Raw genomic sequence first — 19,333 nt, forward strand, 5'->3', positions numbered from 1 at the left:
ATTGGCATTGAACATAGTGCACGCTGTTGAGTTCTCAAGAATCGGACACATCCCGCCTCCACACCAGAACGGTGCTTCACAACGAAAGTGATCGAAGATATTGTTGCTTGCGTCATACGCGTCTTCTCGGTAGACTAGGTGAAGTTTCTTTCACCCTGTCGCCGTGGCAACTTGTATAACTTAGCACATCCGCAGGCCGTGTCAAATCCGGCTTCTTCGCGATGCCGTCACGCTCATAGGCGCTCCGACGTTGCTCGGTTTAGGACCTGAGTCCTTCGCCGGGCGGCGAAGTTGCTGGATCCGAGGAATCCTGCGAAGGCTTTACATCCGTGCGGCAGACCTGCTCCGAAAAGCTGTCTTGCCGAGTGGATGGTCCCGATTGAGGCCGGGACGTAGGAGCTGCTGCTCTTTCCGTTTCCCTGCGGCCTTTGTGGCGACTCGGAATAAGTTACGCAGCGATCGCGGTGCTGTCAAACGACGGGCCGAAATCGCACATCCCGGGCGTGTCGGGATCAGGGGTCCTCCCCGTCGGCGCCCGGTTCCGCGGGCGGATCCGGGGTCCGAGCCGGCTGCATCGGACCGAGGCGGGCACCCGCGCGCGGGATCCGACTCCACCGAGTGGAAGGACCCTCCCCGGTAACGACGAGGAGCGCGCGACCCGGATCGCTCCGGTACCGCGCGCTCCTCGAGGGGATGCCGGGACTAGGCCCCGATGCCGACCGCCTCGGGGGAGACGTCCGCACCGGGAGCCGAGGGCTCGAGCGCCTCGGCGACGCGCTGCGAGAGCGACGAGTCGACGTTCGCCCAGTACTGGAGCACGCGCTGCCGCAGCTCCGGACGGGTGACCTTCGACACGTGGCCGGCGATGTTCGCGACCAGGCGGGCGCGCGCGTCGTCGTCGAGGACCTCGCGGTAGAGCGTCCCCGCCTGACCGAAGTCGTCGTCCTCCGGGTGGAGGGTCGCCGCGGAGCGCGTCAGCTCGCCGTCGGTCTCCCAGCCGGCCGACTCCGCCGCCCGGGCGGGATCGGCGTGGGCGCCGCCCATCGTGTTCGGCGCGTAGACGGGCACCTCGGACTTCTGGAAGTCGAACCGCATCGGGCCGTCCTTCGAGTACGAGTGCACGGGCGACTTCGGCGCGTTCACCGGCAGCTGCGCGTGGTTGGTCCCCACGCGGTAGCGGTGCGCGTCGGCGTAGCTGAAGATGCGCGCGAGGAGCATCTTGTCGGGGCTGGCCGCGATCCCGGGCACGAAGTTCGAGGGGGCGAACGCCGCCTGCTCGATCTGCGCGAAGTAGTTCTCGGGGTTCCGGTCGAGCGTCATGGTGCCGACCTCGATCAGCGGGTAGTCGGCGTGGGGCCAGACCTTGGTGAGGTCGAACGGGTTGAACCGGTAGCTCTTCGCGTCCTCGTACGGCATGACCTGCACGGACAGCGTCCACGAGGGGAAGTCGCCGCGGTCGATGGCGGAGGACAGGTCGCGGATGTGGAAGTCCGCGTCCTCACCGGCGATCTGGTCGGCCTGCTCCTGGCTCAGGATCTCGACGCCCTGGTCGGTCTTGAAGTGGTACTTGACCCAGAAGCGCTCGCCGGCGGCGTTGATCCACTGGTAGGTGTGCGAGCCGAAGCCGTCCATGTGCCGCCACGAGGAGGGGAGGCCGCGGTCGCCCATGAGCCATGTGACCTGGTGGGCCGACTCGGGCGAGAGGGTCCAGAAGTCCCACTGCATGTCGTGGTCGCGCAGGTGGCTGCCGGGCAGGCGCTTCTGCGAGCGGATGAAGTCGGGGAACTTGATGCCGTCGCGGATGAAGAAGACGGGGGTGTTGTTGCCGACGAGGTCGTAGTTGCCCTCGCTCGTGTAGAACTTCAGCGCGAAGCCGCGGGGGTCGCGCCAGGTGTCGGGCGAGCCCTGCTCGCCGGCGACCGTGGAGAACCGCGCGAGCATCTCGGTCTCGACTCCGGGCTGGAAGAGCGCGGCACGCGTGTAGGCGCTGACGTCGGCGGTGGTGGTGAAGCGTCCGAAGGCTCCGCCGCCCTTGGCGTGGACGACCCGCTCCGGGATGCGCTCGCGGTTGAACTGGGCCAGCTTCTCGACGAGGTAGTGGTCGTGGAGCGCGAGGGGTCCGTCGGCTCCGACGCTCAGCGAGTGGTCGTCGCTCGCGACCGGTGCTCCGGAGTTCGTGGTGGTGAATCGTTCCTCGGTCATGTTCCTCCTGTCGGCGAGGGGCACGGGGCCCGCCGCTGCGGTGTAGCGGATGTCGGTCAGTGGGCGAGGGCCAGGCAGTCGGGGCAGGTGCCCCAGAACGTGACGTCGGCGGTGTCCACGGCGAAGCCGCTCGCGGTCTGCGGCTGCAGGCACGGCGCCTCCCCGACGACGCAGTCGACGTCGGCCACGGCCCCGCAGCGCCGGCACACCACGTGGTGGTGGTTGTCGCCGACCCGCAGCTCGAACCGGCGGGGGTGGCCCTCCGGCTCGATGCGGCGGACGATCCCGGCGTCGGTGAACGCCGAGAGCACTCCGTAGACGGCCTGCGCCGAGGCCTCGGGGAGGCCCTCGCGCACTCGGGCCAGGACCGCGTCGACCCCGGAGTGCGGGTGCTCCTCGAGAGCGAGGAGCACCGCGCGCCGGGTGGCGGTGACCTTGAGCCCGGAGGCTCGGAGCCGCTCGTCCACTGTCGTCATGCCGAGGACACTACCCGAGTTGTCTTGAGCGGATCAAAACAACGGGCGGCGTGGCGCGCTCGCCCGGGTGAACGGCCGGGAACGCTCCGGCGGCCACGCGGAGGCTCCGATCAGGCGACCGGACCCTCGACCAGCACGACCTGGGCGGAGCGGGCGGCGCCCGCGGAGTCGGTCCACGAGATCGTCACCGACTCCCCGGGCTCGCGCTGCGCGAGCGAGGCGGACAGCTGATCGGCCGAGGCGACGGCGACCCCGTCGACCGCGGTGACGACGTCCCCCGCCTCGAGGCCCGCCTGCGCGGCCGGCCCGCCCTCGACGACTCCGCCGATCACGGCGCCGGACGCGGTGGTCGCGAGCGCGCGCGAAGTCGGAGACGCGGTGCCGGAGGAGAGGGAGACGCCGAGGAAGGCCGGATAGCCGATCTCGACGGTGGCCGTGTCGGCGCCCGCCTCGATGGTGGCCACGATGTCCAGGGCCTTCGAGATCGGGATCGCGAAGCCGGTGATGTCGGCCGTTCCGCTGGAGGCGGCGGTGTCCATCCCCACGACGCGGCCGGCGGAGTCGACGAGCGGGCCGCCGGAGTCGCCGGAGACGATGTCTGCGTCCGTCTGGATCAGCCCGGTCAGCGTCTCGGCGGAGATCCCCGACTCGGAGCGGGTGGTGATCTGCTGATCGAGACCGGTGACCGTGCCGGTGGCGGCGACCAGGTCGCCCGTCCCTCCCGCGTTGCCGACGGCGGTCACGGTGTCGCCCACAGCGACCCCGTCCGTGTCGAGCGAGGCGGGGGTGAGGCCGGAGGCGTCCTCCAGCTGCAGGACGGCGACGTCGTTCGTCGCGTCGGTGCCGACGACGCGGGCGGTGTAGCTGCGGCCCGTCGACTCCACCGTGACCGAGATCGCGGTGGCGCCCTCGACGACGTGGTTGTTGGTGAGGATCATGCCGTCGGAGGTGAGGATCATGCCGGTGCCGGCCGAGCGGGCGCCCTGGTAGGTGAGCTCGGAGGTGATCGTGACCACGCCGGCGGTCTGCGCGGTGCTCGCGGCCACGGCGTCGGTCGCGCCGGTGGCCGGCTCGGAGGCGGTGGAGCCGCCCTGCATCGACCCGTACGCGGAGGAGCCGCCCTGCGTCGATCCGCCCCAGGAGGGGACGATCACGTACCCGCCGCCGAAGGATCCCCGCGAGCCGCCGGGGTAGACGATCGTGGCGGCGCCGGCCGAGGCGGAGGAGGCCGCCTCGGTGCGGCCGGCGGTGGCGACTCCGCCTGCTGTCACTCCGATCAGCACGGCGAGGCCGAGGCCGCCGGCGATCAGCGCCCGACGACGACGACGACGGTCGTCCGCGCGCAGCGCGCGCACCTCGTCGGCGCCCGTCGCCTCGGTGATGGCGGGCTGGTCGGTGAGCTCTCGCTCGTCGGATTCGTGTCGCTCGTTCATGGTGTCGTCCTCGTGCCGGGGCCGCCCCTGACGGCGACCGGTTCCCATTCCACGCCCGGCCTCCCCGCGTCGCCTGGACGCTGCTTATGCGGTTCCTATGAGCGCTCGCCCCTCTTAATGGTTGTAGCTTCAACCAAAAGCGGGTAGCGTCTCCGCGTGACCATCTCCTCCCCCGACCTGCTCGCTCCCGACACCGCGATGGGCGCGGTGACCCTCCGCGTCGCCGACCTCGACGGGATGATCGCCTACTACCGCGACGCCGTGACGCTCGAGCTGCTCTCGCACGACGGACCGGTCGCGGTGCTCGGCCGCGGCGGATTGCCGGCCGTGATCCTCCAGCACGCGCCCGAGCTGGTGCACGCCTCGCCGCGCAGCGCCGGCCTCTTCCACACGGCGATCCTCTTCGAATCGGAGGCGGCGCTCGCCGCGGCCGTGTACAGCGTCGCGAGCCGGCACCCCGGCTCGTTCACCGGCAGCTCCGACCACCTGGTCAGCAAGGCCTTCTACTTCGACGACCCCGAGCACAACGGCGTCGAGCTCTACTGGGACCGCGACCGCACGCAGTGGTCGTGGACGCACGGGCGGATCGAGATGAGCACGCTCTTCCTCGACCCGAACGCGTTCCTGCAGGAGCACCTCACCGAGGAGTCGATCGCGCAGCCGCGCCTCGGCGGCGCCTCCGTCGGCCACGTGCACCTGAGCGTGGGCGACGTCGCCACCGCGAAGGAGTTCTACGTCGACCGGCTCGGCTTCGAGACGACGATCGCGTACGGCGGGCAGGCGCTCTTCGTCTCGGCGGGCGGCTACCACCACCACATGGCGATGAACACCTGGAACTCGGCGGGCGCCGGACGCCGGCAGCAGGCCCTCGGCCTCGGACAGGTCGAGATCGTGGTGCCCGGCGCCGACGACCTCGGCGCGCTCGGCGAGCGGCTGGCCCGCTCCGGAGTCGCCACCCGCGACGACGGCCGCACCCTCGCCTTCGAGGACCCCTGGGCGAACGCGATCCGCGTCACGACCTCCTGAGCGCCGCCGACCGCGGGGACCCCCGCGGGTACGATGGTCGCGCGGAAGACCGCACTCCCCCGAGACTCCGGAGAACACGGTGCCCACGATCGTCGTTGAAGTCATGCCCAAGGCCGAGCTGCTCGACCCGCAGGGGAAGGCCGTCGCCGGCGCGCTCGCGCGGCTGGGCCACTCCGCCCTCCACGGCGTGCGGGTGGGCAAGCGCTTCGAGATCACCGTCGACGAGGTGACCGACGAGGTGCGCGCCTCGGTGCAGCGCATCGCCGACGAGATGCTCTCGAACTCGGTGATCGAGGACGTCGTCGGGATCCACTACCCGGCGGAGGCCGCCCGATGAGGATCGGCGTCATCACCTTCCCCGGCTCGCTCGACGACCGCGACGCCCAGCGCGCCGTCCGGTTCGCGGGTGCGGAGCCGGTCGCGCTGTGGCACGGCGACCACGACCTCGACGGCGTCGACGCGATCGTCCTGCCGGGGGGCTTCTCCTACGGCGACTACCTGCGCTGCGGCGCCATCGCCTCCCACTCCCCGATCATGCGCGAGGTCGTCGACGCGGCGAACGCCGGGACCCCGGTCCTCGGCATCTGCAACGGCTTCCAGATGCTCACCGAGGCGCACCTGCTGCCCGGCGGCCTGATCGCGAACGACATCGGATCCTTCGTCTGCCGCGACCAGCGCCTGATGGTCGCGAGCACCGAGACCGCCTGGACGAACGGCTTCGAGCCCGGCCAGGAGATCACGATCCCGCTGAAGAACGGCGAGGGCGGCTACATCGCCTCGGCCGACACGCTGCTCGAGCTCGAGGCGGAGGGACGCGTCGTCGTCCGCTACCTCGGCCACAACCCGAACGGCTCGATGAACGACATCGCCGGCATCAGCAACCGCCGCGGCAACGTGGTGGGGCTCATGCCGCACCCGGAGCACGCCGTCGAGGAGGGCTTCGGGCCCGACACGGCCGCCGCGATGCGCTCGGGTGTGGACGGGCTGACGTTCTTCACGTCGGCGCTGCGCTCGCTGCTCGCCTCCGCCTGACGCATCCGATCCGGCCGGCTCCGCCCGCCCGCGACGCACGAGACCCCCGGTTCCGGCCGGGGGTCTCGTGCGTGATGGGCGATGTTCGCGGCGCCGCTCAGGGCCCGGTCAGGACCTCGGGCTCGGGGGTCATCGAGATGGTGGGGATCGAGGCGGTGATCACGGTGCCGTCGGAGCGGCGGGTGCCCTCGATGTCGGACGTGGTCGGCGCGCCGTGCAGGCGGCGGCCCTGGTGCGTGAGCGGGACGCGCACGGGGCTGCCGGCGGCGACGTGCACGCGCTCGTCGCGGACGGTGATCGCGGCGGAGTCGCCGGTCTCGACCGTCAGCAGGACCTCGGTCTGCGTCACCTCGACGCGCACGCGCGTGCCGTGGAGGGTGATGCGGAAGGCGAGGCGGTCCCAGTCGTCGGGAAGGCGCGGATCGAGCGTGATCCGGCCGCCGTGGTCGCGCATCCCGCCGAAGCCGTAGACGAGGGCGCTCCAGACGCCGCCCGTCGAGGCGACGTGGATGCCGTCCGCGGTGTTGCGGTGCAGGTCGGCGAGGTCGACGAACAGCGCCGACAGGAAGTAGTGGCGGGCCAGGTCGCTGTAGCCGACCTCGGCGGCGATGATCGACTGCACGACGGCCGAGAGGGTCGAGTCGCCGGTGGTCAGCGCGTCGTAGTACTCGAAGTCGGCACGCTTCTGCTCGGCGGTGAACTCGTTGCCCTGCAGCAGCAGCGCGAGCACGACGTCGGCCTGCTTGAGCACCTGGAAGCGGTAGATCACCAGCGGGTGGAAGTGCAGCAGCAGCGGGCGCTTGCTCGCGGGGGTGTTCTCGAGGTCCCACAGCTCCTTCTCGAGGAAGGCCGCGTCCTGCGGGTGGATGCCCGCCCGCGCGTCGAAGGGGATGTGCATCTTCTCGGCGGCGCGCGCCCACTCGAGCACCTCGCCCTCGTCGAGAGCGAGGCGGTCGGCCATCCGCTCGTACGCGGCGGGCTCGACGGCCTTCAGCAGCTCGACGGCGCGGGCGGCCGAGCGGAGGTTCGCCCGGGCCATGACGTTCGTGTACAGGTTGTCGTTGACGACGGTCGTGTACTCGTCCGGCCCCGTCACTCCGTGGATGTGGAAGTGATCGTCGCCGTTGCTGCGCCAGAAGCCCAGATCGGCCCACATCCGCGCGGTCTCGACGAGGATGTCGATCGCTCCGCGGGCGAGGAAGTCGTCGTCGCCCGTGGCACCCACGTACTGCATGAGCGCGTAGGATATGTCGGCGTCGATGTGGTACTGAGCGGTGCCGGCGGCGTAGTACGCCGACGACTCCTGACCGTTGATGGTGCGCCAGGGGAAGAGCGCGCCGCGCTGGTTGAGCTCGGAGGCGCGCGCGCGGGCGGCCTCGAGCATGTTCTGCCGGAAGCGCAGGGCGTTCCGGGCGACGAGGGGCGCCGTGTAGCTGAGGAACGGGAGGACGTAGACCTCGGTGTCCCAGAAGTAGTGGCCGCCGTAGCCGGAGCCCGAGACGCCCTTCGCCGCGACTCCGCCGCCGTCGGTGCGCGCGGTGGACTGGGCGAGCTGGAAGAGGTTCCAGCGGGTGGCCTGCTGGATCGCGGGCTGGCCGTCCAGCTGCACGTCGGAGCGGGTCCAGAAGTCGTCCAGCCACTCGCGCTGCTTGACGAACTGCTCCTCGACCGGCGTCTCGCGGGCGCGGTCGAGCGTGCGGTCGCAGCGGTCGGCGAGCTCGCGCACGGGCACGCCGCGGGAGGTGTGGTAGGTCAGCGTCTTGACCAGGCGGACCGGCCGGCCGGCCTTGGCCTTCACGCGGTAGACGTGCTTGGCGAGGTCGTCGTCGATCTGGGAGGTCTGGTCCCACTCGTTCTCGGTCTCGAGCTGGTGCTCGGCGCCGCAGGCGACGGTCATCTGGGAGTTGGTGGTCCGGTAGCCGAGGAGGTAGCGGGTGCCGCTGACGCGCTTGAGGCGCGGCTGGAGCACGCGGTCCTCGAACGACTCCGCCTTGCGCGGGTCGAAGCCGGCGCCCTCGCTGCCGGAGGGGGCGTGGTACTCGTCCACGCCGTCCTGGCGGTTGAGGATCTGGCTCGAGATCAGCACGGACGCGTCGTGGTCGAGCATCTCGACCTCGTAGTCGAGGATCGCGAGGTGCCGGTCGGTGAACGAGACCAGGCGGCGCGAGCGGATCAGGACGCGCTTGCCGGAGGGGGTGCGCCACTCCAGCTCGCGGGTGAGCACGCCGTTCGCGAAGTCGAGGCGGCGCGAGTAGGCGAGGACGTCGGCCTCGCTCAGCACGAAGGGCTCGTCGTCGACGTAGAGGCGGATGATCTTGGCGTCCGGCACGTTGACGATGGTCTGGCCGACGCGGGCGAAGCCGAACGCCTCCTCCGCGTGGCGGATCGGCCAGGTCTCGTGGAACCCGTTGATGAAGGTGCCGTAGGCGTAGCCGTCGCGCCCCTCCTCCACGTTGCCGCGGAGGCCGAGGTAGCCGTTGCCGGTGGCGAAGAGCGTCTCGGTGCGGCCCTGCAGCTCGGAGGCGAACTCGGTCTCGACGAGGGCCCACTCGTCGATCGGGAAGCGGTTCCGGTCGAGCGGGTCGGAGGTGATGGGGTTCATGCGGCGTCCTCGGGGGCGGGAGCGGTAGGGAGGAAGGGGAGCAGCTCGGCCAGGTCGTCCACGACCAGGTCGGCGCCGTGCTCGAGCAGGGTGTCGGCCCCGACTCCGCGGTCGACGCCGACGACGAGGCCGAAGCCTCCCGCGCGGCCTGCCGCGACTCCGGAGTGCGCGTCCTCGAGGACGGCGCACTCGGCGGCCGGGAGGCCGAGGAGCTCGGCCGCGTAGAGGTAGGTGTCGGGCGCGGGCTTGCCGGCGATCGAGCGCTCGGCGGCGAGGAGCCCGTCCACGACGACCTCGAAGCGGTCGCGGAGGCCGGCCGCCTCGAGCACCGGCACGCCGTTGCGGGAGGAGGTGACGACGGCGACCTGCACGCCCGCGGCGATCGCGGCGTCGACGAAGCGGAGCGAGCCCGGGTAGGGAGCGACGCCGGTCTCGGCGAGGGTGCGGTTGAAGGCGTCGTTCTTGCGGTTGCCGAGCCCGCAGACGGTCTCGAGCGACGGGTCGTCCTCGGGCGCGCCCTCGGGGAGGGTGATGCCGCGCGAGGCGAGGAGCGCCCGGACGCCGTCGTACCGCGGGCGTCCGTCGATGTACCGGAAGTAGTCGGCGTCGGTGTAGCCCTCGGCGATCCCGCGCGAGGAGAGGTACTCCGTGAACAGCCGCGACCAGGCCTGCATGTGGACGTCGGCGGTCGGCGTGAGCACGCCGTCGAGGTCGAACAGGAGCGCGCGGACGCCGCGGAGGGCGGAGGCGTCGGGGCGCGTCGGGGATGCAGTCACGGCGGGGAGGACCTCTGATCGGGGGCAGGCGTTCGGCGGTTCCGCCGATGACGGTCGTCCGCCGCGGACTGCAGGTATCGTATACGCCCCCCGGCCGCCGTGTGGAACCGTTTACACGTCCGTCATCTGCGCGCCGCCGGGGGCGTCGATCCGCTCGGGGGCGAGGCGGTGCCGCCCGAGGGGGAGCATCAGCGGGGTGCCCGAGGTCGGGTCGGTGATGATGCGGCTGTCGAGGCCGAACACGGCGAGCACCGTCTCCTCGGTGAGCACCGCGGCCGGGGTGCCGGAGGCGTGCACCGCGCCGTGCGCGATGGCCACGAGGTGGTCGGCGTAGCGGGCGGCCATGTTGAGGTCGTGCAGCACCATCACCACCGTCGTCCCGCGGGTGCGGTTGAGGTCGACGAGCAGGTCGAGCACCTCGATCTGGTGGCTGACGTCGAGGAAGGTGGTCGGCTCGTCCAGCAGCAGCACGTCGGTCTCCTGCGCGAGGGCCATCGCGATCCAGACGCGCTGGCGCTGCCCGCCGCTGAGCTCGTCGACGGAGCGGTCGGCCAGGGCGGCGGTGTCGGTCGCGTCGAGCGCGGTCGCGACGGCCTCGTCGTCGTGGGCGCTCCAGCGGCTCAGCATCCCCTGGTGCGGATGGCGGCCGCGGCCGACGAGATCCGCGACGGTGATGCCCTCCGGGGCGATCGGCGACTGCGGGAGAAGGCCGAGCGTGCGGGCGAGCTGCTTCGCCGGCGTCCGGTGCACGGCCCTGCCGTCGAGCAGCACGGCGCCGGAGCGGGGCGCGAGCAGGCGCGACATCGAGCGCAGGAGCGTCGACTTGCCGCAGGCGTTCGCTCCGACGATCGCGGTGATGCGGCCGGGCGGGACGACGAGGTCGAGGCCGTCGACGACGGTCCGGTCGCCGTAGCCGAGGGTGACCCCCTCGGCCGTCAGGGTGTGCGCGGTGGTCACAGTGAGCCTCCCGCTCTGTTGCTGCGGACGATGAGGTAGACGAGGTAGGGCGCCCCGAGGACGCCGGTGACCACTCCGACCGGGTAGCGCAGGCCCAGCCCGAACTGCCCGACGAAGTCGGCGACGAGCACGAGCAGCGCGCCGACGAGGGCCGAGGGGATGAGGAGCGACGCGCCGGGCCCGATCAGGCGGGCGGCGATCGGGCCGGAGAGGAAGGCCACGAACGCGATCGGGCCGGCGGCGGCGGTCGCGAAGGCGATCAGCCCGACCGCCGCGACGATCACGACGAGGCGGGTGGCGTTCACGCGGATGCCGAGCGCGGAGGCGGTGTCGTCGCCGAACTGCGTGGCGGAGAGATCGCGCGAGCGCGAGAGCAGGACGGGGGTGAGGACGACGACCGCGGCGAGGACCGGCACGACCTCGCTCCAGCTCGCGCCGTTGAGGCTCCCGGTGAGCCAGCGGGACGCCTCCTGCAGGTCCCACGCGGCGGCCTGCGAGAGCACGTAGGCGGTGAGGGAGTCGAGCATCGCGGCGACCCCGATGCCGATCAGGATCAGCCGGGTGCCGGCGACTCCGCTGCGGTAGGACAGGGCGTAGACGAGCAGGGCGACCACGAGTCCCGCGACGATCGCGAGGGCCGAGACCTGCGCGGCCCCGAGCGAGAGCGTCACGATGGCGAAGGCCGCGGCGGCGCTCGCCCCGGCGCTGATCCCGATGATGTCGGGGCTGGCGAGCGGGTTGCGGAGCATGGTCTGGAAGCTCACTCCGCCGAGCCCGAAGCACAGGCCCACCAGCAGGGCGAGCACGGCGCGCGGGAGGCGGAGGCGCCCGACGGTGAAACTCGCCCCGGGGACCTGCTCGCCGAGGATCACGCGCAGCACCTCGTCGGGCGAGTAGACGGTCTGGCCGACCAGCAGGGAGACGGCGAGGACGGCCGCGATCAGGACCGCGAGGACGGCGACGACGACCCGGCGGCGGGCCCCGCGGCGGCGGCGGCCGGCCGCGACGGCGCGGGCGGTGGCGGAGGGCGCCTCGAGCAGCGCGGTCACAGCTCGCGCACCTTCTGGCGGCGGACGATCGCGATGAACACCGGGGCGCCGACCAGCGCGGTGACGATGCCCACGTCGATCTCGCTCGGGCGCGCGACGACGCGGCCGACGATGTCCGCCGCGATCAGGAGCACGGCGCCGGTCACCGCCGAGAACGGCAGCAGCCAGCGGTGGTCGACGCCGACGAGGAGGCGGCAGGCGTGCGGGACGACCAGGCCGACGAACCCGATGGGCCCCGTGACCGCGGTCGTCGCTCCGCAGAGCACGACCGCGCCCAGGGCGGCCCCGCCGCGCGCGAGGGCGACCCGCTCCCCCAGGCCCGCCGCGAGCTCGTCGCCGAGCGCGAGGGTGTTGAGGCTCTTGGCCGAGAGAACGCAGAGGACGAGGCCGGCCAGGAGGAAGGGGAGCACCTGCGCGATGCTCGCGGACGTCGCGCCGCCCACTCCGCCGATCTGCCAGGAGCGGATGCCGCCCGCGATGTCGGCGCGCGGCAGGACGATCGCGCTGATCACCGAGACGAGCGCGGCCGAGGTGGCGGCGCCGGCCAGGGCGAGCTTGAGCGGAGTCGCGCCGCCGCGCCCGAGCGAACCGACCGTGTAGACGAAGACCGCGGCGACCGCGGCCCCGCCGATCGCGACCCAGACGTAGGCGGCGGAGCTCGTCAGCCCGAAGAAGACGATGCCCGTCACGACCGCGAGCGAGGCTCCGGTGTTCACCCCGAGGATGCCGGGGTCGGCCAGCGGATTGCGGGTCACCCCCTGCATCAGCACGCCGGCGACGCCGAGGGCCGCGCCCGCGATCGCGGCGAGCACGGTGCGCGGGATGCGCTTGGCGACCGCGGCCTGCGCGAACCCGTCCGTGGACCCGCCGAACGCGGCGACCACGTCGCTCCACGCCACCTCCCGCGACCCCACCAGCACCGAGACCACGGCGGCGGCGAGCAGCACGGCCACGGCCGCGACCAGCCAGAGGGCGCGCAGCCGCCTCGGGCGGCGCACGGCGGCGACGCCCGAGGCGGCGGGAGGAGCGGCGAGGGTCACGCGGGTCGGGTCCCGGCTCAGGCGGCCGGAGTGCTCTGCGCGGCCTTGGCGGCGGCCTCGTCGAGCAGGTCCAGGTAGTCGTCGAGGACCCACGAGATCGAGAGCGGCGTCGGGTTGGCGGCGGTGCCGAGCGGGGTGGAGGGCAGGCGCACGATGGCGTCGTCGGCGACCGCGGGGATCTGCGAGAGCAGCGGGTCGGCCTTGAGTGTGCTCACGAGCTCGTCGTCGCCGTAGGTGACGATCACGTCGACGTCGCTGAAGGCGTCGGCCTGCTCGGCGCTCTGCGTGAGCGAGAACTTGTCGGTCGCGGCGGAGGCGGTCGCGATGCTGCCCGGGGTGGCCATGCCGAGGTCCTCGAAGAACGCGGGGCGGGTGTCGTGCGAGGTGTAGAAGCTGACCTGGCTGAGGTCGGTCGGGTCGACGTGGGTGAGGAACATCGCCGAGGTGCCGGCCAGCTGCGGGTGCGCGGCGACCTTCTCCTCGATCTCGCCCTCGAGCTCGGTGATCAGCGCGGCGCCCTCGTCGGCCCTGCCCATCGCCTCGCTGTTCAGCGTGATCATGTCGCGCCAGGAGGTGCCCCAGGCGGTCTCGGGGTAGGCGACGACGGGGGCGATCTCGCTCAGGGTGTCGTAGTCCTCCTGCGTGAGGCCGGAGTAGGCGGCGAGGATGACGTCCGGGTCGGTGTCCGAGACGGCCTCGAAGTCGATGCCGTCGGTCTCGTCGAAGAGGACGGGGGTCTCGGCGCCGAGCTCGTCGAGCTTCTCGCTCACCCAGGGGAGGAGCCCGTCGCCGTCGTCGTCGCCGAAGTTGGCGGCGGCCATGCCCACGGGGACCACGCCCAGCGCGAGCGGGACCTCGTGGTTGGCCCAGTTGACGGTCGCCACGCGCTCGGGCGCCGACTCGATGGTGGTGGTGCCGAGAGCGTGCTCGATCGTGATCGGCGCGAAGCCGCTGTCGGCGGCGGCGTCGTCTCCGGCGGCCGAGCCGCTGCAGCCGGCGAGGCCGATCGTCAGCGCGGTGGCGGCGAGCAGGGCGAGGGGCGTGGTGGCGCGGGGCATGGGTCCCTTTCGAGAGGCTGTGCGGGAGGCGGCGCAGGGTCCGAGTGGACCGGCACTAAGGACAGCCTAACCAAAGAATGTGCGTGCTCTCAGCCCCGATTCCTCGCCTCCCGAGGTCGCAGGCGCCCCGAGGTGCCGCTCGCGGAGCCCGGAGACGGCCCTGCCACGGCCGCGGACGTCACGCCGTCGCGAGCCTCTCGACGGTGCGCAGGTTCCGGGTCGTGGTGCTCGAGCGGTAGGCGGAACGGGCGAGGATCCTCGCGACCGGAGTGTCCGTCGAGGAGCCGCGCGGGCAGCGCCAGTAGAGGACACCGGCGCCCCGGGCGACGAGCTCGACCGCCGGATCCGGCTCGCCGATCGCGGCCTGCGCGGCGTCGAGCGCCTCCTCGTCCGAGCCGAAGACGACGTACGGATGCGCCTCCTCGTCGATCCGCGGGAACGGATAGGCGGCGAGCACCGCGGCGAGCGCCTCCTGCGTCACGAGCACGATCCAGGCGTCGTAGCCGAACCGCTCGGCGAGCGCCGCCTCGAGCGCGGGCTTCAGCTCGGCGGCCGGGCGATCGGAGTCGAAGGCCGCGTTGCCGCTCGCGAGGACCGTCCGCACCCGGTTCACGCCGATCCCGGCGACCGTCTCGGCGAGCTCGGCGCTGCGGACGGTGCGGCCGTTGACGTTCACTCCGCGGAGGAGGGCGAGGAACCGGGTCATGCGGCCGACGGTAGCGTGACGGCATGGCGCGCGGAAGCGGACGACGACGACCCCGGCGGACCCTCGAGGAGGAGATCCTGCGGGCGAGCGAGCGCGGACCCGGGGCGAGGACGCGGGCGGAGACCGTCCCTCCCTCCGGACGCCGGCTGGTGGCGCCGCCCGCCTCGGGCACCCTGCTCCACCTCGACGTGGACGCGCTGGTGGCGCTCGCCGCGCGGGAGGACCTGCTGATCGCGCTGGAGCGGCGGATCGGCGAGCACGCGGTGGCCGCGACTCCGGTGCTCTCGTGGTGGTCGGCGACTCCGTCGGTCCCGGGCGAGGAGGAGGAGCGCCGGCTCGACGCGCTCGTGCTGCGGACGGTGGAGCTCGGGGCGGGGCCGGCCGAGGACGTGGACTCCCGGCTGCGGGAGCTGGCGCACGAGGGCGATCTGGACGAACTGGGCGCCGCACTGGCGCTGCTCGCGCGGGTCCCGGATCCGCCGGCGGCGTTCCAGGATCCGGACGGGTTCCTGCGCGTGACGGTCCCGGAGTCGCCGTTCGAGCGGCGGCTCGAGGTCCTCGCGGAGGCGCAGGGCCGGGCGGGCGAGCTGCTGGTGCTGCTGCGCGACTGCGCGTTCACCGCGACCCTGCCGCGGCGGCGCTCGGCGATCGCAGCGATGAGCGGGCGAATCCGGGCGGCCGCGGACCCGGGGCGCCTCGACTCCCGGCGGCTGGACGAGCTCGCGGAGGCGGTGGACGCGGCGGTCGAGAAGCGGTGGACCGTGCTCTGACGGCGGTCCGCGTTACGGGCGCGCCCGTCGCAGTGACCGTTCGCGCACCGGTTCAGCCCCCGCGCACCCCGGGTGAATAGGCTGGACGGATGCCTCTCACCGGTCTCGACCTCCGCCGCTTCCCCGCCGCCCTGAACGACGAGGGCGGTCCCGACGCCGCCACCGCCGCGTGGGCCACCGCGATCAACGCGGGCTTCCACGAGAAGGAGTTCACGCCGGAGAAGCTGCGCGACTGGGCCGAGCACATGGTCGCCGACCAGCGCGTGCTCACCGCGGTCGTCGACTCCTCCGCCCCCGAGGGGCTCGACGGCGCGGGCGTGCCGGTCGGCACCTACGCGGCGTTCCCCGGTGCCCTGCAGGTCGGCGGCGGACGCGAGCTGCCGGCGCACCTGGTGTCGCAGGTGACCGTGCGGCCCACGCACCGGCGCCGCGGCATCCTGCGCGCGATGATCACCGAGGACCTGCGCCTGGCGAAGGAGGCCGGCACCCCGGTCGCAGCGCTCACGGCGAGCGAGGCCTCCATCTACCGCCGGTTCGGCTTCGGCCGCGCGGCCTTCACCCGCTCGATCCGCGTCGACACCGGACCGCGCTTCGGCCTGCAGACCGAGCCCGCCGGCCGCGTCGAGGTGGTCGCGACGAGCTGGCTGCAGCCGCGCATCCCCGCGGTGTTCGCCGCGTTCCAGGCGTCGACCCCCGGCTCGCTCACCCGGCAGTCGCGCTACGAGGCGAACTCCGTCGGCACCGCGTCCGGCGAGACCACGCCCGGCCTCGACGTCCGCTCGGCCGTCCACCTCGACGAGGAGGGGACGCTCGACGGCTTCGTGACCTACCGCGCGGTCGGGCCCGAGGACGACAAGACCCTCGAGATCGTCGACCTCGTCGCCCCCGGCGCCGACGCCTACCTCGCGCTCTGGGGCTACCTCGGCGCGGTCGACCTCGCCTCCGCGGTGACCTGGGACATGGCGCCGGTGGACGATCCGCTGACCTGGGCGCTCCGCGACGCGCGCGTGGTGCAGGTGAGCCACGTGGGCGACCTGATCTGGCTGCGGATCCTCGACGTCGCCGCCGCATTCTCCGCCCGGCCGTGGACCGCTGACGGCTCGGTCGTGGTCGAGGTGGCCGACGGGCTCGGGCTCGCCGACGGCCGCTACCGCCTCACCGCCTCGGGCGGCTCCGCCACCGTGGAGCGCACCGGGGACGAGGCTGAGCTCGCGCTGGACGTGGCCGACCTGGGCTCGCTGCTGCTGGGCTCGGTGCGGCCGTCGATCCTGGCGAAGGCCGGGCTGGCGCGCGTCACGGGCGAGGCGGGGCGGATGGACCGGCTGTTCGCGCCGGTCGCGACGCCGTACTGCATCTCGTTCTTCTAGGAGGCACCGCCCGCTCGGCTGCAGCGCCCGCCCGGAGGCGTCCGGCTCCCGCGCCGCCGCCGTCCCGCGCACCTCAGCCGCCGCGGACTGCCAGCCGCCTCCGGGCGTCCGCGCATCCCGCGTCGGTCATGCTGGAGGACCCGTCCCCGACACCGGCAGGAGTTCCGCGTGGGTGCATCCGTGATCGTCGACGTCATCGTCGTGCTGAGCCTCATCGGCGCGCTCGTCGACGGTCTGCGGCGCGGTCTGCTCCGGACCCTCGGCGGTCTCGCCGGGATCGTCGCGGGCGCGATCGGCGCCTCGTTCGCCGTGCCCGCCGTCTCGTCGTGGGCGGCCGGCAGCGAGTGGCGCCTGCTCGCCGTGATCGGCACCGCCGTGCTGCTGCTGGGCGTCGGCTACGCGATCGGAGCGACGCTCGGCGCGGTCATCGGCCGCGGAGCCGACCGCGTGAAGCTCGGCCTGCTCGACCGGCTCGCGGGCGGCGTCGCCGGCGTCGCGATCTCCGGCCTGGTCTGGATCGCCGTCACCTCGGCCGTCTCCCTCCTCGGCGTCCCCCTCGTCACGACCTCGGTCGCCGGATCGACGGTCATCCGCACGATCGACGACCTCACCCCCTCCCCCGTCCGCGCCTTCCTCGCCCAGCTGCAGTCGACCGTGGTCGACGAGGGCACGTCGTGGGTCGTCGAGGCGCTCGACGCTCCCACCCAGGCGCCCGCGATCCCGGACGTCTCGACCGACGACCCGGAGGTCGCCGCCGCCACCCGCTCGGTCGTGCGCGTCTCCGGCACGGCCTGGGCCTGTGACGTCGGAGTGACGGGCAGCGGCTTCGTCGTCTCGGACGACCGCGTGATCACCAACGCGCACGTGGTCGGCGGAGTCTCGCAGCCGGTCGTCGAGGCGCCGGGCGAGGCCCCGCGCACCGGCCGAGTCGTCTACCTGGACCCGGCCGCCGACCTCGCCGTGATCGCCGTCGACGGGCTCGACGCCTCCCCGCTCCCGCTCGACGACGCCGTCGCCGCCGGGGACGACGCGGTGGTCGCGGGCTACCCCTTCGGCGGCCCGCTGACCCTCGGCTCGGCCGAGATCTCCTCCGACGCCACGGTCTCGCTGATGGTCGACGGAGCACCGACCTCACGCGAGGTGCTGACCCTCGCCGCCGTCGTCAACCAGGGCAACTCGGGCGGCCCGCTGCTCTCTCTCGAGGGCACCGTGTCGGGCGTCGTCTTCGGCAAGGCCGCCTCCGTCGACAACGTCGGCTACGCCATCCCGCTCTCGGTCCTCACTCCCGTGGTCGAGCAGGCCGCCTCGCTGACGGACGCCGTCGATCCGGGGGCCTGCCGCTCGAAGTGAGCGGTCACGGCAGCGGTCCGTCGACCAGCACGAGGGTGAGGTCGTCGAGCCGCACCGTCTCGGGCCGCGCCGACTCGAGGTAGGCGGACACGCGCGGATCGACGGGGAAGCGCGCCGACCGCTCGATCGCGATGGCGACGATCCCTGCGGACGACGGATCGGTCGTCACCCGGTCGCCGATGTAGGGCACGTAGACGCCCGAGGACATGCCCTGCGCGAGGACCAGGCCGCCGTCGAGGCCGCGCTCGCGCAGCACGTCGGCCACCCGCGCGATCCCGGTCGGCCGCTCCTGGGCGATCCCCGCCGAGGTGGCGATCGCGATCACGAGGGAGGCGGCCAGCAGCACCGCGCCGGCGCCGCGGGCGAGGGTTGCGGGCAGCACGATCCCGCCGCGCAGTGCCTCCGCGATGCCGATGCCCGCCAGCGCGCAGAGGAGCCACGCCCACGCCGCGTAGTAGTGCGGCAGCGCGACCGAGCTGATCGCCAGGTGGAACACGAGGAGGAGCAGCGTCGCGGCGCCCAGGCAGAGCACCAGCGCGCGGCGCCGCGGAGCGAGCAGGGCCAGCAGGGTCCCGAGGAGCAGCACGGCGAGCGCCGCCGGCCCGATGCCGACGACCATGAACCAGAGGTTCGCCCACCACGGAGGGAAGACGTACGCGGTCCCGGCGACCTCGATCAGGTGGCCGTCGGCGTTGTGCTCGGACTGGAACTCGAGCAGATACCGGACCGCCTCGACCGGGTGCACCGGCAGGTAGGCGAGCACCCCGGTGACGACGAACGCGACGGAGAGGGCGAGGCCGCCCCGCAGAGCCCGGGCCCTGCTCCCCGACCACAGCAGCGGCAGCAGGAGCACGGGCGCGAGGACCGCGGTGGTCAGCTTCGAGGTGACCGACAGCGCCAGCAGCGCACCGGCCAGTGCGATCAGCCAGCCGCTCCGCCTGCCCGGCGAGGCGCGCGACCAGGTCCACGCCGCCGCCATCGCCGCGACGGCGAAGAGCACCATGAACGGCTCCAGGAGCGCGAGGCGGTCGATCCGGGTGCCGGCGCCCACGGCGGTGCGCGGGAGGAGGAGGAACAGGCCGGCCGGGACGAGCGCGAGCGTCGGGCCGAGCTCGCGCCGGAACCAGAGCCAGAGCACCACCCCGGTGAGGAACGCGGCCGCGCCGGCGGCGATCCTGCCCGCGAGCAGCCCCTCGCCGAGCAGCACCTGCGCGAGCCCGATCAGGTACTTCGCCGTCGGCGGATGCTCGAGGTTCGCGCTCACGTCGCCGTGCAGGTAGTCCCACCCCGCGGCGAGGTACACGGGCTCGTCCGACGAGATGTTCGCCGCTCCGAGGTTCCCGAAGCACTGGTAGAGCCCCCACAGCACGGTTCCGATCAGAGCCGCCCGCTTCACCCGCCCGATCCTAGGCGCCGATGCCCGCACCGCTCCACCGGTGGGCCCGGGCCCCGGCGACCGCGGCGGGTAGGATCGACGCGCATCCCGTCC

General features: G+C 72.9%; 17 protein-coding genes. 6 read left to right on the forward strand and 11 right to left on the reverse strand.

The window, feature by feature from the left end; translation table 11 throughout:
- Positions 1 to 702: 702 nt before the first annotated feature.
- The 3 genes from C5C55_RS13485 to C5C55_RS13495 form a co-directional block, all read right to left on the reverse strand.
- On the reverse strand, positions 703 to 2,202 hold the full coding sequence (locus C5C55_RS13485) for a catalase (RefSeq protein ID WP_104234255.1): 1,500 nt from the start codon (positions 2,200 to 2,202) through the stop codon (positions 703 to 705).
- 56 nt (positions 2,203 to 2,258) lie between these two features.
- A complete protein-coding gene (locus tag C5C55_RS13490) occupies positions 2,259 to 2,678 on the reverse strand; it encodes a Fur family transcriptional regulator (RefSeq protein ID WP_104234256.1) in 420 nt (139 codons plus the stop codon).
- Positions 2,679 to 2,788: 110 nt separating this feature from the next.
- Positions 2,789 to 4,111 (reverse strand): S1C family serine protease, encoded by a 1,323-nt coding sequence (locus C5C55_RS13495; protein ID WP_258072564.1) that lies wholly within the window; start codon positions 4,109 to 4,111, stop codon positions 2,789 to 2,791.
- Positions 4,112 to 4,309: 198 nt separating this feature from the next.
- On the opposite strand from C5C55_RS13495, the gene C5C55_RS13500 reads away from it, so the two are divergent.
- The 3 genes from C5C55_RS13500 (at position 4,310) to purQ (ending at position 6,169) form a co-directional block, all read left to right on the forward strand.
- Positions 4,310 to 5,137 (forward strand): VOC family protein, encoded by an 828-nt coding sequence (locus tag C5C55_RS13500; RefSeq protein WP_104234288.1) that lies wholly within the window; start codon positions 4,310 to 4,312, stop codon positions 5,135 to 5,137.
- 79 nt (positions 5,138 to 5,216) lie between these two features.
- Entirely contained in the window at positions 5,217 to 5,474 is a 258-nt protein-coding gene (purS, locus tag C5C55_RS13505) for a phosphoribosylformylglycinamidine synthase subunit PurS (protein ID WP_104222736.1), read from the forward strand.
- Entirely contained in the window at positions 5,471 to 6,169 is a 699-nt protein-coding gene (gene purQ, locus C5C55_RS13510) for a phosphoribosylformylglycinamidine synthase subunit PurQ (protein WP_104234257.1), read from the forward strand. The genes purS and purQ overlap by 4 nt, the downstream gene beginning before the upstream one ends.
- Before the next feature lie 97 nt (positions 6,170 to 6,266).
- Here purQ and C5C55_RS13515 read toward each other — a convergent pair whose 3' ends face one another.
- From C5C55_RS13515 to C5C55_RS13545, 7 genes are all read right to left on the reverse strand, one after another.
- The gene (locus C5C55_RS13515; RefSeq protein ID WP_104222738.1) at positions 6,267 to 8,771 is read right to left on the reverse strand and encodes a glycoside hydrolase family 65 protein; all 2,505 of its coding nucleotides are present in this window, start codon (positions 8,769 to 8,771) and stop codon (positions 6,267 to 6,269) included.
- On the reverse strand, positions 8,768 to 9,547 hold the full coding sequence (locus C5C55_RS13520) for an HAD family phosphatase (protein ID WP_104222739.1): 780 nt from the start codon (positions 9,545 to 9,547) through the stop codon (positions 8,768 to 8,770). The genes C5C55_RS13515 and C5C55_RS13520 overlap by 4 nt, the downstream gene beginning before the upstream one ends.
- A gap of 111 nt (positions 9,548 to 9,658) precedes the next feature.
- Positions 9,659 to 10,504, reverse strand: coding sequence for an ABC transporter ATP-binding protein (locus tag C5C55_RS13525; protein WP_104222740.1), 846 nt, complete (start codon positions 10,502 to 10,504; stop codon positions 9,659 to 9,661).
- Positions 10,501 to 11,553 carry an iron chelate uptake ABC transporter family permease subunit gene (locus C5C55_RS13530; protein ID WP_258072565.1) on the reverse strand — a complete coding sequence of 351 codons (1,053 nt, stop codon included), beginning with the start codon at positions 11,551 to 11,553 and terminating at the stop codon, positions 10,501 to 10,503. Before C5C55_RS13530 ends, C5C55_RS13525 begins: the two co-directional genes overlap by 4 nt.
- Complete coding sequence (locus tag C5C55_RS13535) at positions 11,550 to 12,593, reverse strand: iron ABC transporter permease (protein ID WP_104234258.1); 1,044 nt, start codon at positions 12,591 to 12,593, stop codon at positions 11,550 to 11,552. Before C5C55_RS13535 ends, C5C55_RS13530 begins: the two co-directional genes overlap by 4 nt.
- A 17-nt stretch (positions 12,594 to 12,610) precedes the next feature.
- Entirely contained in the window at positions 12,611 to 13,651 is a 1,041-nt protein-coding gene (locus C5C55_RS13540) for an iron-siderophore ABC transporter substrate-binding protein (RefSeq protein ID WP_104225683.1), read from the reverse strand.
- Positions 13,652 to 13,829: 178 nt separating this feature from the next.
- Positions 13,830 to 14,357 carry a DUF1697 domain-containing protein gene (locus C5C55_RS13545; RefSeq protein ID WP_104234259.1) on the reverse strand — a complete coding sequence of 176 codons (528 nt, stop codon included), beginning with the start codon at positions 14,355 to 14,357 and terminating at the stop codon, positions 13,830 to 13,832.
- A 23-nt stretch (positions 14,358 to 14,380) separates the two neighbouring features.
- Between C5C55_RS13545 and C5C55_RS13550 the strand changes: the two genes are divergently transcribed.
- The 3 genes from C5C55_RS13550 (at position 14,381) to C5C55_RS13560 (ending at position 17,844) form a co-directional block, all read left to right on the forward strand.
- Positions 14,381 to 15,127 carry a DUF2254 family protein gene (locus C5C55_RS13550; protein WP_104234260.1) on the forward strand — a complete coding sequence of 249 codons (747 nt, stop codon included), beginning with the start codon at positions 14,381 to 14,383 and terminating at the stop codon, positions 15,125 to 15,127.
- Between the two features lie 89 nt (positions 15,128 to 15,216).
- Positions 15,217 to 16,494, forward strand: coding sequence for a GNAT family N-acetyltransferase (locus tag C5C55_RS13555; protein WP_104234261.1), 1,278 nt, complete (start codon positions 15,217 to 15,219; stop codon positions 16,492 to 16,494).
- Positions 16,495 to 16,662: 168 nt separating this feature from the next.
- Entirely contained in the window at positions 16,663 to 17,844 is a 1,182-nt protein-coding gene (locus C5C55_RS13560; RefSeq protein WP_258060556.1) for a MarP family serine protease, read from the forward strand.
- A 4-nt stretch (positions 17,845 to 17,848) separates the two neighbouring features.
- Here the strand turns inward: C5C55_RS13560 and C5C55_RS13565 are convergent, their stop codons facing one another.
- A complete protein-coding gene (locus C5C55_RS13565; RefSeq protein ID WP_181067861.1) occupies positions 17,849 to 19,240 on the reverse strand; it encodes a glycosyltransferase family 39 protein in 1,392 nt (463 codons plus the stop codon).
- Positions 19,241 to 19,333: the final 93 nt, after the last annotated feature.

This window comes from Rathayibacter sp. AY1C2, assembly GCF_002931195.1.
Lineage (GTDB): Bacteria > Actinomycetota > Actinomycetes > Actinomycetales > Microbacteriaceae > Rathayibacter.